Source organism: Rhodoferax sp. P1_F3 (assembly GCF_056405715.1).
On sequence record NZ_JBFUBO010000010.1, the window covers coordinates 65,844 to 78,654 of the forward strand.

At 64.8% G+C, this 12,811-nt stretch carries 11 protein-coding genes; 3 read left to right on the plus strand and 8 right to left on the minus strand.

Translation table 11 applies throughout. The features are described from left to right. Positions 1-2: 2 nt before the first annotated feature. From AC1DZ5_RS16555 to hemC, 4 genes are read right to left on the minus strand one after another with little or no spacing between them, the layout of a single operon-like run. Positions 3-1,280 carry a heme biosynthesis HemY N-terminal domain-containing protein gene (locus AC1DZ5_RS16555; protein ID WP_477890990.1) on the minus strand — a complete coding sequence of 426 codons (1,278 nt, stop codon included), beginning with the start codon at positions 1,278-1,280 and terminating at the stop codon, positions 3-5. A gap of 1 nt (position 1,281) precedes the next feature. Beyond that, on the minus strand, positions 1,282-2,340 hold the full coding sequence (locus AC1DZ5_RS16560; RefSeq protein WP_477890992.1) for a uroporphyrinogen-III C-methyltransferase: 1,059 nt from the start codon (positions 2,338-2,340) through the stop codon (positions 1,282-1,284). Next, entirely contained in the window at positions 2,340-3,137 is a 798-nt protein-coding gene (locus AC1DZ5_RS16565) for a uroporphyrinogen-III synthase (protein WP_477890994.1), read from the minus strand. The genes AC1DZ5_RS16560 and AC1DZ5_RS16565 overlap by 1 nt, the downstream gene beginning before the upstream one ends. Positions 3,138-3,140: 3 nt before the next feature. After that, positions 3,141-4,061, minus strand: a complete 921-nt coding sequence (gene hemC, locus AC1DZ5_RS16570; protein ID WP_477890996.1) for a hydroxymethylbilane synthase — start codon at positions 4,059-4,061, stop codon at positions 3,141-3,143. Between the two features lie 99 nt (positions 4,062-4,160). On the opposite strand from hemC, the gene ppc reads away from it, so the two are divergent. Beyond that, a complete protein-coding gene (gene ppc, locus AC1DZ5_RS16575; RefSeq protein ID WP_477890998.1) occupies positions 4,161-6,983 on the plus strand; it encodes a phosphoenolpyruvate carboxylase in 2,823 nt (940 codons plus the stop codon). Here ppc and AC1DZ5_RS16580 read toward each other — a convergent pair whose 3' ends face one another. Genes AC1DZ5_RS16580 through AC1DZ5_RS16590 form a run of 3 tightly spaced genes read right to left on the minus strand, consistent with a single transcriptional unit; the run spans position 6,984 to position 9,519 of the window. Then, the gene (locus tag AC1DZ5_RS16580) at positions 6,984-7,721 is read right to left on the minus strand and encodes a substrate-binding periplasmic protein (RefSeq protein ID WP_477891000.1); all 738 of its coding nucleotides are present in this window, start codon (positions 7,719-7,721) and stop codon (positions 6,984-6,986) included. It abuts the gene before it with no gap. Beyond that, positions 7,718-8,485 (minus strand): LytR/AlgR family response regulator transcription factor, encoded by a 768-nt coding sequence (locus AC1DZ5_RS16585; RefSeq protein ID WP_477891002.1) that lies wholly within the window; start codon positions 8,483-8,485, stop codon positions 7,718-7,720. The genes AC1DZ5_RS16580 and AC1DZ5_RS16585 overlap by 4 nt, the downstream gene beginning before the upstream one ends. Further along, complete coding sequence (locus tag AC1DZ5_RS16590) at positions 8,482-9,519, minus strand: sensor histidine kinase (RefSeq protein WP_477891004.1); 1,038 nt, start codon at positions 9,517-9,519, stop codon at positions 8,482-8,484. Before AC1DZ5_RS16590 ends, AC1DZ5_RS16585 begins: the two co-directional genes overlap by 4 nt. A 39-nt stretch (positions 9,520-9,558) precedes the next feature. Here AC1DZ5_RS16590 and argH point away from each other — a divergent pair, with 39 nt between their 5' ends. Beyond that, on the plus strand, positions 9,559-10,992 hold the full coding sequence (argH, locus tag AC1DZ5_RS16595) for an argininosuccinate lyase (RefSeq protein ID WP_477891006.1): 1,434 nt from the start codon (positions 9,559-9,561) through the stop codon (positions 10,990-10,992). 72 nt (positions 10,993-11,064) lie between these two features. On the opposite strand, the gene AC1DZ5_RS16600 is transcribed toward argH, so the two are convergent. Next, complete coding sequence (locus AC1DZ5_RS16600) at positions 11,065-12,132, minus strand: threonine aldolase family protein (RefSeq protein ID WP_477891008.1); 1,068 nt, start codon at positions 12,130-12,132, stop codon at positions 11,065-11,067. A gap of 82 nt (positions 12,133-12,214) precedes the next feature. Here AC1DZ5_RS16600 and AC1DZ5_RS16605 point away from each other — a divergent pair, with 82 nt between their 5' ends. Next, a complete protein-coding gene (locus tag AC1DZ5_RS16605) occupies positions 12,215-12,811 on the plus strand; it encodes a helix-turn-helix domain-containing protein (protein ID WP_477891010.1) in 597 nt (198 codons plus the stop codon).

Consider the following 12,811-nt stretch of genomic DNA (forward strand, 5'->3'; position numbering starts at 1 on the left):
CGTCACGCTTTGGCGGCTTCCTTGTAAGCCTGTGCTGCAGCGGCTGTGTCCTGGCGCTGTTCGGCCAGTTCGGCCAGGGCCCGCCAAGCATCGCGCTTGAGTTCCTTGTCCTTGAGCATGGACAGCGATTGGCGTAACAACTGCTGTGCCTTGCCCCACAGCTCCAGACGCGCGCACATCACCCCCGCCAGGTACTGCAACACCGGGTCTGCAGGGTTGGACAATTGCAGCGATTCAATGCGGGCCAGCCAAGCCGCATCGGGCGCGCCAGTGGCAACCGCAAAGCCTTTTTCCAGCACACGAATCAGCCGCAGGCGCAAGGTCGGGCTCAGCGCATCCAGGCGTTGCGACATGGCCTGCCACAGCGGATGCACCCACAACCGCGACACGGCCACATCCCCACCCAGCGCCAGGCAGCGCTCCGCGGCTTCCAGCGCCACTTCGGGGATGCGCTGTTCTGCAGGGTCCAGGTGGTCCCACTCACGCTGCAACTGGGCCGGGTCGTAGGCCGAGCGAATCATCTCCAGTGCCAGGCCGCGGGCAATGCCGGCGCCCGCCACCTCAGAGAACGCACGGTGCTTGGTCAGTAGGCGCGACGCATCCAGTGCCATGCGGGCCTTGCCGGCTTGGCGCGCCACCTTGAAGCGTAAGCGCAGCGCAATGGTGCGGCGTGCCGTGCCCTGGGGCAGTTGGTCCAGCCACTGCATGGCGGCACCGGGGTCGCGGTCATCAAAGGCCCAGCGGGCGGCACGCATGTGCACGCCGTCACGCGCGTCCTGCGCCGCGCGCAGGTGGGTGTGTTCCAGCGCCAACTGGAAATGCTGATCACGCACCGCGCGGTCTTGCAGCGCATGCGCGCTCTCCGCTGCCAGCAGGTGTGACAACGTGCGCAGGCGTGCCGCCTGCACCACATTTTCATCCCCGGCGCGCACCGATTCTTCCAGCGTCACCACCAGCTCCGCAGCCTTGCGGGCCCGCACAAAACGACCAGCCACCAAATGCAAGGCGGCGTCGAGCAAGGCGGTGTGGATGGCGCGCTCTTTTTGCAACAGGCGCCAGCGTTTGGCTTGCAGCGGAATACTGAACAAGCCCGACAACGCGCGCAGTGCCAGGTGCAGGGTGACAAACGCCAGTGCCAGCACCAGCAGCACCAGGTTCAGCGACACATCCACGCGGTAGGGCGGCCAGTACAGCGTAACCGTGCCTTGGTTGTTGCCCGCAAACAGCGCAGCCGCCACGGCTGTGCCAAACAATGCCATGAGCCACAGTGCAGCCCGCATCTCAGCGCCCCGCTGCCGCGGTGGCCAATGCTGCCAGGGTCTCGTCCACGCGTGGCAGCTCCAGCGAACGCATCTGACCCTGCAGCTGCTGCAGTACGCCCTGCGCGGCCTGGGTCTTGCGCGAGGACGTATCGAAATAACGGACCAGCGATGCAGACGCCGCGGCCAGGTCGGCACGCGCTGAGTCGGTCTGGCGGGCCAGCAGGCCCAGGCGGGCGTTAAGCAACTTGAGTTTGAGGTTTTCGCGCACGAAGAACGACTGCTCGGGCGACAGCAGCGGTGCCTCCGGGTTTTCTATGCGGCTCACCCGCACCAGGCCACGGATTTCTTCGCGCACTACCGACAGCATGCGCATCCACCACGTGGGCACCGACTCTTCGGTCTTGCGCTGCAGGTTGGCAGTGGGGCGCGCCACGGCAACCGCATTGGCCACGGGCACGTCGTCGGCCAGCAGCACCAGTTCATCGAGTTTGACCAGCAGCGCCGGTGTGTCGGCCAGTGCCGTGGCCTTGATACGCGCCACGTCTTTGGCAATGGCACGTTGCACGGGGGTCAGGCGCGGCTGCGCAGCACGTGCCACGCGCAACTCGGCGGACTTGAGGGCCGCCAGCAAAGGTTCCGCGCTGCCGGTGAGCTGGGCCTGTTGCTGCGCCAGGCGCAGCGCGGATTCGATGTCCACCACCAAGTTCTCATCGCGTGAGCGCGACAGGCTTTGCATGAGTTCTTCGAGCTGGGTGCGCTGCAGCGACACCTCACTCAGTCGCGCCTCCGTCACTGCCAGTTTGGCCGCGGTCTCGATGGCCAACTCCTGGGCCTGGCGAGCGGTGGCGCGCGCCTCGGTGGCCTGGGTGCCGGCATCGGCGCTTTGGCGCGCCAGCTGCTCCTGGATGGAGCTAAGCTTTTGCCAGAGGAACACGCTGGCCACCAACCCAACCACGGCCACCACGGCGACGCCGCGCAGCAAACGCCGGGAGGATTTGACCGCAGGCAGGATCGCGCCGGCCTGCGGCGTGACATCCACCACCTCAGGCGCCAGGGGGAGCGGGGACTCAGTATTCATCAGAGGGATTCTATCGACGCCATCAGCGCTGCCAGCGCAGGTTTGGACTCGCGCACCGTGCCAAAGCCGGCAGCGCGCGCCGCCTGGCCAATGCGCGGGTGGGTGACCACCGCACGCGCCTGGTGCCAGGGCTGCTGCGGACACCAGGCCTGCAGGTTGGCAATGGCCTCAGAGCTGCTGAACAGCCAGACCGAGCCGTCGCTGGCCGCCTGCGTAATCAGCGCCTTACCGCCGGCAGGCAACACCGGGCGCTGCCGCTGATAAGCCACCACGAAATCAACCACCGCACCGGCCGCCGTGGCCTTACGCGCAAACCAGTCGCGGCCCACGCCCTCGTCGCTGGCATCGCCCTGCGCGGTGGTGCCGCGCACGATGAGCAGGCGAAAGCCGGGCACCACCTTGGCCTGCACCACAGCCCACAGGGCCTCGGAATCGAACTGGCCCGTGTCCTGCGCAGGTGCATCAATGCAGCCGGGCTCCGCGCCGGCGCGCAGAAGTGCCGAGTAGCTGCCAGGGCCGGTGACGAATGCTCTGCTTTTGATAGCTGCTTGCGCAATGAATACGGGGACTACAGCCTGTTTTAATGCAAAAAAGTGGTCTACCGCGTTGCGGCTGACGAACATCACCGCGTCGTACTGGTTCTGATCCAGCCGAGCCCACGCCTCGCGCACCGCCTGCGGCTGGGCCGCCGGCTGCACATCGATCAAGGGCAGGCTGTGCGCCTCATAGCCCGACTCTTGCAAGGTTTGCACCCACTGCGCGGCCTCGGTCTGCGGGCGGGTCACGATGACGCGCATGGCTCAGTGCCCGACCGCAGTCTGCGCGCGCACGCCGTCTTGCAACTGGCGCGCCACCTGCTCACCCAGCGCCACAGCTGCGGCACGGTCGACCACCTCGCCACTGGCCTGGGCAGTCACCAAGGGCAGCACGCCATCAGCATCGCCCCAGGCGGCGCGGATGTGCAGTTGGGTGCCGTCCAGCGTGGCGTAGGCCGCCAATGGCATGGAACAACTGCCGCCCATCATGCGGCTCACCGAGCGCTCGGCCGCCACGGCCAGCCAGGTGGGCTGGTGCACCAGTGGCGCTAAAGCCTGGGCCACATCGGCACGGCCCTCGCGTATCTCAATGCCCAAGGCGCCCTGCCCGGCAGCGGGCAGCATCTGCTCGGGGCTGAAGGTGGCGCGGATGCGCGATGCCAGCCCCAGGCGCTTGAGACCGGCCGCGGCCAGCACGATGCCGTCGTACAGACCGTCGTCAAGCTTCTTCAGGCGGGTGTCCAAGTTGCCGCGCAGCGGCTCTATGCGCAGGTCGGGGCGCAGGGCGTGCAGCAGCACCGTGCGGCGCAGGCTGGACGTGCCTACTACCGCACCCTGCGGCAAGTCCAGCAGGCTGGCGTAGCGGTTGGAAACCCAGGCATCACGCGGGTCTTCGCGCTCCATCACGCAGGCCAGATCGAAGCCTTCCGGCAGCTCCATGGGAACGTCTTTGAGCGAGTGCACGGCGAGGTCGGCGCGACCTTCTTCCAATGCCACTTCCAGCTCTTTGACAAACAAGCCTTTGCCACCCACTTTGCTGAGCGAGCGGTCCAGGATCTGATCGCCCTTGGTGGTCATGCCCAGCAGGGTCACCGAGGCCCCGTGTCGCTCCAGCAAAGCCTTGACGTGTTCCGCCTGCCAAAGCGCCAATCGGCTCTCACGTGTGGCGATCGTAAAATTGCGCAAAATCGTAACCTGTTAGTAATCGGTGGAATGCCTTCGATGCTAGCATGGGCGCGATACTTGCTTCGTTCGAAGCGCCCTCCACTCCCACCTGTTTGACCCATGAAAAATGCCCCTGCCGCCGAGACGGCCAAGCGTAGCAAAGACAACGAACGCCCCCTGGTGGAGGACATCCGTCTTCTGGGTCGCATTCTGGGCGATGTGATTCGCGAGCAAGAGGGTGTGGACGCTTACGAACTGATCGAGCAGATCCGCAAGTTGTCGGTGGCGTTTCGCCGGGATGCCGACCATGAAGCCGACAAGGCGCTGAAGAAGCTGCTCAAGAGCCTGTCTGGTGACCAGACAGTGAGCGTGATCCGCGCCTTCACGTACTTTTCGCACTTGGCCAACCTGGCCGAAGACCGCCACCACATCCGCCGCCGCGCCGTCCATGAACGCGCGGGTGACACGCAAGAGGGCAGCATCGAGGTCGCCATGTCGCGCATGCGCTGGGCCGGCATTTCGCCCAAGACCATCTCACAGACACTGGCCCAAAGCTATGTGTCCCCCGTGCTCACCGCCCACCCCACCGAAGTGCAACGCAAAAGCATTCTGGATGCCGAGCGCGACATCGCCCAGCTGCTGACCACGCGCGACGAAATCAAGCTGCGCGCCATCTCGATCGACAGCAAGAAAGACGCCCTCACCCCCAAAGAACTGGCCGCCAACGAAGCCCAGATGCGCGCCCGGGTGATGCAGCTGTGGCAGACCCGTTTGCTGCGCTTCAGCAAGCTCACTGTGGCTGACGAGATCGAGAACGCGCTGAGCTACTACGAGTCCACCTTCCTGCGCGAGATTCCCAAGCTCTATGCCGACCTGGAAGAGATGCTGGGCAACCACCCCGTGCACAGCTTTCTGCGCATGGGCCAGTGGATCGGTGGCGACCGCGACGGCAACCCCAACGTCAGCGCCCAGACCCTGGAATACGCGCTGCGCCGCCAGTCCGAAGTGGCACTGCGCCATTACCTAACCGAAGTCCACCGCCTGGGTGCTGAGCTTTCCATCTCCGCCATGCTGGCCGACTGCACGCCTGAGATGCAGGCCCTGGCTGAGCGCTCACCCGACCAGAACGAGCACCGCAAGGACGAGCCCTACCGTCGCGCGCTGACCGGCATGTACGCGCGCCTGGCCGCCACGCTGAAGAGTCTCACCGGCACCGAAGCTGCCCGCCACGCCGTGGCCCCGCAAAACCCCTACCTGCTGGCGCAGGAGTTTGTGGCCGATCTGCGCACCATCGCCAGCTCACTGAAGGCCCACCACGGCGCCGCGCTGGTCACCCAGCGCCTGCACCCGCTAATCCGTGCAGTGGAAGTGTTTGGCTTCCACCTCGCCACGGTGGATTTGCGCCAAAGCTCCGACAAGCACGAAGAAGTGGTCGCCGAACTGCTGGCCACGGCCCGTGTGGAAGCTAACTACAGCGCACTGGACGAAGCCGCCAAACGCACCCTGCTGCTAGGCCTGTTGAACGATGCCCGCCCGCTGCGCGTGCACGGCGTGGACTACTCGGCCCACGCCCAGGGCGAGCTGGCCATCTTTGCCTCCGCCAAGGTCATGCGCGAACGCTTTGGCTTCGAAGCCATCCGCCACTACATCATCAGCCACACCGAAACGGTGAGCGACTTGCTCGAAGTGCTGCTGCTGCAAAAAGAAGTGGGGCTGATGCGCGGCACGCTTGACGCGCAGGCCACAGTCGACCTGATCGTGGTGCCGCTGTTCGAAACCATCGAAGACCTGCGCAACGCCGCGCCCATCATGCGCGAGTTCTACGCGCTGCCCGRCGTGGCCGAACTGGTCAAACGCAGCGGCGCCGAGCAAGACATCATGCTGGGCTACTCCGATTCCAACAAGGACGGCGGCATCTTCACCAGCAACTGGGAGCTGTACCGCGCCGAGATTGCGCTGGTCGAGCTGTTTGACGTGCTGGCCAAAGAGCACAAGATCCAGCTGCGCATGTTCCACGGCCGTGGCGGCACGGTCGGCCGCGGCGGCGGCCCCAGCTACCAGGCCATCCTGGCCCAGCCCCCCGGCACTGTGCGCGGCCAGATCCGCCTGACCGAGCAGGGCGAGGTGATCGGTTCCAAATACGCCAACCCCGAAATTGGCCGACGCAACCTTGAAACACTCGTGGCCGCCACGCTGGAAGCCACGCTGCTGCAACCCACCAAGTCCGCGACCAAGGCGTTTCTGGATGCTGCGGCTGAGCTGTCACAAAAAAGCATGGCGGCCTACCGCGCACTGGTGTACGAAACCCCGGGTTTCACCGAATACTTTTTCGCCTCCACGCCGCTGCGCGAAATTGCCGAACTCAACATCGGCTCACGCCCCGCATCGCGCAAGGCCTCGCAGCGCATTGAAGACCTGCGCGCGATTCCCTGGGGCTTCAGCTGGGGCCAGTGCCGCCTGACATTGCCGGGCTGGTTTGGTTTTGGCTCGGCCGTGCACCAGTTCATGCAAAGCGGCACGCCCGAGCAGCAAAAGGAACGCACCGCGCTGCTGCAGAAGATGTACAAGCAATGGCCTTTCTTCCGCACCCTGCTGTCCAACATGGACATGGTGATGGCCAAGAGCGATCTGGCACTGGCATCGCGCTATGCCGAGCTGGTGGGCGATGCCCGCCTGCGCAAGAAAATCTTCAGCGCCATCGAGGCCGAGTGGCACGCCACCGCGCACGCACTGTCGGCCATTACCGGTGAAAAGAACCGCCTGGCCAACAACGCGGCGCTGCAACGCTCGATCCGCCACCGCTTCCCCTACATCGACCCCCTGCACCACCTGCAAGTGGAGCTGGTGCGCCGCTACCGCGAAGGCAAGGCCGATGAGCGCGTGCAGCGCGGCATCCACATCTCGATCAACGGCATCGCCGCCGGTCTGCGCAACACAGGCTAATCAGGGTTTCCAGCGCGCTTCGATGCGCGCGTATTCGCCGGACTTGCGCACCTTCTCCAGTCCATCGTCGAATTGGGCAATGGTGCGTTCAATGCCGGGGAAGTCGCGCGCGAACGAGATGTAGAGCTGCGGCTCCACCAGCACCCCACGCTGCTTGAAGCCTTGTGCCAGCTCCGGGTGCTGGCTGGCAATGTGTGCTGCCACACGGTCAAACACCAGTGCGTAGTCCACCCGCCCCGCCACCAGCTTGCGCAGCGAGGTCAGGTCGGACGACGACACGTCGCGCATCATGTAGGGGTCGTTGTCAAAGGCTTCACCGTAGTCGTAGCCATTGGTCACGCTGACGCGGGTGCCGCGCAGCGCCTGCAGATCGATCTTGCTGCTGGGCTGGTTGCTGCGGCCATAGATGGCAATGCGGGCCTTGAACAGCGGCTGCTTGTGCCAGCGGTATTTGGCTTCGGTGCGGGCATCACGCAGGGTGTCAAAGCAGCCGACCAGCGTGCCGTTGTTCACTTCCTTCATGCAGCGCGCATAGGGCAAGGGCACCAGTTCCACCTCCACACCTGCTGCGGCCCAGGCCGCGCGTGCAATGTCCACTGCAAAGCCCGCAGGCTTGCCGTCCTGCACATAGGCATAAGGCCGCCAGTCGTCTTCGGCACCGATGCGCAGCTTCTGTGCGGCGCACCCACCGGCTAGCGCCCACGCACTGCACAGCAGCACGAGGCCCCGCAGGCTCATTGGGTGATCAGCCCCCGCACCACGGCCAGTTGGCGGCGCGAGACGGACAACAGCTCGTCCACCCCCTGCAGCCGCACGGCCCAGCCGTCACCCTCCTCGGGGTCAAAGTGTTTCTCCAGCGCGCGCACGGCGCGGCGTGACACGATGGCGTTGCGGTGCACGCGCACATAGTGTTCGCGGTATTTTTCTTCCAGGTCGTTGAGTGAGCCATCCAGGATGTAGTGACGCGTTGCAGTGCGCACGGTGATGTATTTGAGCTCGGCCTTGAAGTAAATCACCTGGTGCAACGGCACACGCTCGGTGCGGTGGCGTTCCTGGATGACCAACACCTCGTCAGATACGAAATTGGCCATAGGCCCCGACTGGATCTGCGCGAAGCGCTCAGCTTTTTGTAGCGCGGCCTGCAGGCGTTCCAGGCGCACAGGCTTGGTCAGGTAGTCCACCGCCTCCAGCTCAAAGGCTTGCACCGCGTGCTCCGCGTGCGCGGTCACAAACACCACGGCCGGTGAGCGCGGTAGCGCCCGCAGCGATTCGGCCAGCGCCAGACCATCGGCACCGGGCATGTGGATGTCCAAAAACACCAGGTCTACCGGTTGGCGGCGCAGCAGCTCCAGCGCCTGGCTGGCGTTGGCAGCCTCAGCCACCACATCCGCTGCAGGGGCCTTGCAATCACCCAGCAGGGTGCGCAGGCGGGAACGCGCCAGCGGCTCGTCGTCCACCACCATCACCTGCAAACGTCGGGGGGCAGCTACGGGCATGTTCATGCGGGAAACTCCATTCGCACTTGGTAGACACCATCGCGCAGACCGCTGCGGAACTGGCCCTGCACATCATGCAACAGCGACAGGCGGTCTTGCACATTGCGCAGCGCCAGACCATGGCCCTCGGCGCCCTGACCGGCAGGCACGGTGTTGGTCACCTTGACCACCACCACCGAGCCACGCCGCTGGGTGGAGATGCGGATGGCCGCACCGGCCGCGCTGGGCTCCACGCCATGGCGCACGGCGTTTTCCACCAGCGGCTGCAGCAGCAGGGGCGGCAGCTTGGCGTGGTCGGCCGCGGGGTCCAGCGACCATTGCACATCCAGCCGGTCGCCAAAACGCACTTTTTCAATCGCCATATAGCGCTGGGCCAGTGCAATTTCTTCGGCCAGCGTGACCTCGGTACCCTGGTCCATCAGCGCGTGGCGGAACAGGTCGCTCAGGTCTTCCAGCAGGGTCTCGGCCTTGGCTGGCTCGGCGCGCACCAGGGCGATGGCGCTGTTGAGGGTGTTGAACAAAAAATGGGGGCGGATGCGCGACTGCAGCTCGGCCAGCCGCGCCGCCGTGTCCGCCGGGGTGCGGCCCTTGGCGCGCATGACCAGCGCCGCCACCAGCAGCGAAGACACAAACGCCCCGCTGAACATGCTGGCCACCCAAGGGGACCGCTCCAGCAACCCCGCTACGGTCAACAGGCCGCAGCCATAGGTGCCGGCCACCGCGCCCAAGCCCACGGCTACCGAATACTGCACGACCGCTGGCATGCGGGCCAGCCAGCGCTTGACGATGCAGGCCGTCAGCAGCCAGGCCAGCGTGGCAGGCAGGGCCGCGCCGGTGACCAGCGCCAGGCGCATCACCCAGTCCCACAGCGAACTGGCGGCATACATGGACGCCACACCCACCGCCACCTCCACAAACAGCACCGCACGCAGCACCACCCCCATCTGGCACGCATCAAACACCAGCGCAGGCGCCTTGGGCGCGGCCGGTGGCTCCTGGGACAGGTCCTGGAACGTCGATAATATTTGGGTGTCGTTCATGTTCACCAGATTTTGACTCCATTCTGAGAAGCGCTTCCCATGTCCCAAAACCAATTCGATAAAAAGTCCCAGGCGTGGTCCGCGCTGTTTTCTGAGCCCATGAGTGATCTGGTCAAACGCTACACCTCCAGCGTGTTCTTTGACAAGCGCCTTTGGCAGGCCGACATTACCGGCAGTCTGGCGCATGCCGAGATGCTGGCCGCGCAGGGCATCATCAGTGCCGAAGACCATGCGTCCATCCAAAAAGGCATGGCCCAGATCTGGGGCGAGATCGAATCTGGCGCGTTTGAATGGAAGCTGGACCTGGAAGACGTGCACCTGAACATCGAGGCGCGCCTGACCCAGCTAGTGGGCGACGCCGGCAAGCGCCTGCACACCGGCCGCAGCCGCAACGACCAAGTCGCTACCGACGTGCGCCTGTGGCTGCGCAGCGAGATTGATTTGATTGGCGAGCTGCTGGTGGACCTGCAAAAGTCGCTGGTGGATGTGGCCGAGGCGAATGCCGAGGTCATCCTGCCTGGTTTCACCCATCTGCAGGTGGCCCAGCCGGTGAGCTTTGGCCACCACATGCTGGCCTATGTGGAAATGTTCAGCCGTGACGCCGAGCGCTTTGGCGAAGTGCGCCGCCGCACCAACCGCCTGCCGCTGGGCAGCGCCGCCCTGGCCGGCACCAGCTACCCGCTGGACCGCGAACGCGTGGCCAAGACCTTGGCCATGGACGGCGTCTGCCAGAACAGCCTGGACGCCGTGAGCGACCGCGACTTCGCCATCGAGTTCACCAGCGCCGCCACCCTGACCATGGTGCACATCAGCCGCATGAGCGAAGAGCTGATCATCTGGATGAGCCAGAACTTCAGTTTCATCAAGATTGCGGACCGCTTCACCACGGGCTCGTCAATCATGCCGCAGAAGAAAAACCCCGACGTGCCCGAGCTGGCACGCGGCAAGACCGGCCGTGTGGTGGGCCACCTGATGGGCCTGATCACCCTGATGAAAGGCCAGCCCCTGGCCTACAACAAGGACAACCAGGAAGACAAGGAACCGCTGTTCGACACCGTGGACACACTCAAAGACACGCTGCGCATCTTCTCAGAAATGATTGGCGGACAAGTGAACGCGGATACGGGCCAGAAGGAAGGCGGCATCAGCGTGAACGCCGAAGCCATGGAACGCGCCGCCCTCAAAGGCTACGCCACCGCCACCGACCTGGCCGACTACCTGGTGAAAAAGGGCCTGCCCTTCCGCGATGCGCACGAAACCGTGGCCCATGCCGTCAAGGCCGCACAGTCGCATGCCTGCGACCTGTCGGAGCTGCCACTGACCGTGCTGCAAGGCTTTCACGCCAGCATCGAAAAAGATGTCTACGAATGCCTGAGCCTGCGCGGCTCGCTCAATGCGCGCAATATTTTGGGTGGTACGGCGCCAGCCCAAGTGCGGGCGCAGATTGCGCGGCATCGCGCACGGCTGATTTAAGGAAAAATAGGCCTCTAGCCCTCATGGAGTATGCGCGAGCAGCTACTGAATCCATAGCACTCGCCGTATCACTCAACCCGCCAGCGCCCGCTCCAGGTCATGCGCCAGGTGGTCCACCGCCTCTTCGGTGGTGGCCCAGGAGCACATGAAGCGGGCGCCGCCACCGATGAAGGTGTAGAAGGTCCAGCCCAGGGCCTTGAGGCGGGCAATCGCGGGTTCGGGCAGGTTTACAAACACGCCATTCACCTCCGTGGGCAGCAGCAACTCAGCCCCAGCAATGCCAGCCACCTTGTCGGACAGGCGCTGCGCCATGGCGTTGGCATGCGTCGCGTGGCGCAGCCAAGCGCCGTCGGTCAGCATGGCCAGCCAGGGGGCGGACAGGTAGCGCATCTTCGAGGCGAGCTGCCCGGCCTGCTTGCAGCGGTAGGAAAACTCTTCGCCCAGCTTGCGGTCAAAAAACACGATGGCCTCACCAATCGGCAGGCCCATCTTGGTGCCGCCAAAGCACAGCACGTCCACACCGGCGCGCCAGGTGATATCGGCCGGCGCCACATCCAGCGCGGCCACTGCGTTGGCAAAGCGCGCGCCGTCCATGTGCACCTTCAGGCCATGCTCCTGTGCAATGCGGCTGATGCCGCTGATCTCGCCCTTTTGGTAGACCGTGCCCATTTCCGTGGACTGGGTGAGCGTGACCACCTTGGGTCGCGGGTAGTGCACGTCGGTGCGGCGGGTGATGACCTCCAGCACGCCAGCCGAGGTGAGCTTGCCGTGGCGGTGTGGGGCCGACAGCAGCTTGGAGCCATTGGAGAAAAACTCAGGCGCACCGCACTCGTCCGTCTCCACGTGCGCCGTGTCGCTACAAATGACGGCCTGGTAAGACTGGCAGAGCGACGCCAGCGCAATCGAGTTGGCCGCCGTGCCGTTGAAGACGAAGAACACTTCAGCGTCCGCCTCAAACACCTCGCGGAGCCTGTCGCAGGCCAGCCGCGTGGCATCGTCATTTCCGTAGGACGCGGCGAACCCCGTATTAGCCGCGGCAAAGGCCTGCATGGCCTCGGGGCAGATGCCTGAGGTGTTGTCACTGGCGAATTGCAGGTAGTGACCGGAGGACTGGGAAGTGGCAGGGTGAGCGATGGTCATGACGGCGTGGGCGGTGTAAGATTGGATTAGCGGATATTTCCGGTATATCGAACAAAAATCCATTTTACCGACCAAAACCACCATGGCGCAAGTCCCCTCCTCCATTCCCCTCATCGACGGCCCACCGGCCGTCGGCTCCAAGCTACAGGAGATCCGCAAAGCCCAAAAGCTGTCGCTGGATGAGCTGTCCAAGCGCGCAGGGGTGTCCAAGTCCATGCTGTCCGAGGTGGAGCGCAACCAGGCAAACCCCACAGTGGGCGTGCTGTGGCGCCTGGCCAGCGCGCTTGGGCTAAGCCTGACCGACCTGCTGGCCGGTGGCGTGGCCGACAAAGCGGCCCCCACGGTGGAGCTGGTGGCCGCACACAGCATTCCGGTCACCACCAGCAACGACGGCAAGTGCACGCTGCGCATCCTGGGGCCCATTGCGCTGGCCGGCAAGGTGGAGTGGTACGAGCTGGCGGTGGAGGCCGGTGGTGTGCTGGCCTCAGAACCGCATGAGGCGGGCGCCAAGGAGCATTTGTCGGTGCTGAGCGGCACGCTCACCGTGCAGGCGGCCGACAGCAGCAAGGTGCTGAAAGCCGGCGACAGCGCGCGCTACGCTGTGGACGTGCAACACGCCATTCGCAATACCGGCAAGGGCCTGGCCAAGGCGTTGTTGGTGGTGGAGTACCTGAGCTAG

Coding starts and splice junctions, on each gene's coding strand:
- AC1DZ5_RS16555 (WP_477890990.1), bottom strand. CDS start 1,280: ATGCGGGCTGCACTGTGGCTCATGGCATTGTTTGGCACAGCCGTGGCG.
- AC1DZ5_RS16560 (WP_477890992.1), bottom strand. CDS start 2,340: ATGAATACTGAGTCCCCGCTCCCCCTGGCGCCTGAGGTGGTGGATGTC.
- AC1DZ5_RS16565 (WP_477890994.1), bottom strand. CDS start 3,137: ATGCGCGTCATCGTGACCCGCCCGCAGACCGAGGCCGCGCAGTGGGTG.
- AC1DZ5_RS16580 (WP_477891000.1), bottom strand. CDS start 7,721: ATGAGCCTGCGGGGCCTCGTGCTGCTGTGCAGTGCGTGGGCGCTAGCC.
- AC1DZ5_RS16585 (WP_477891002.1), bottom strand. CDS start 8,485: ATGAACATGCCCGTAGCTGCCCCCCGACGTTTGCAGGTGATGGTGGTG.
- AC1DZ5_RS16590 (WP_477891004.1), bottom strand. CDS start 9,519: ATGAACGACACCCAAATATTATCGACGTTCCAGGACCTGTCCCAGGAG.
- argH (WP_477891006.1), top strand. CDS start 9,559: ATGTCCCAAAACCAATTCGATAAAAAGTCCCAGGCGTGGTCCGCGCTG.
- AC1DZ5_RS16600 (WP_477891008.1), bottom strand. CDS start 12,132: ATGACCATCGCTCACCCTGCCACTTCCCAGTCCTCCGGTCACTACCTG.
- AC1DZ5_RS16605 (WP_477891010.1), top strand. CDS start 12,215: ATGGCGCAAGTCCCCTCCTCCATTCCCCTCATCGACGGCCCACCGGCC.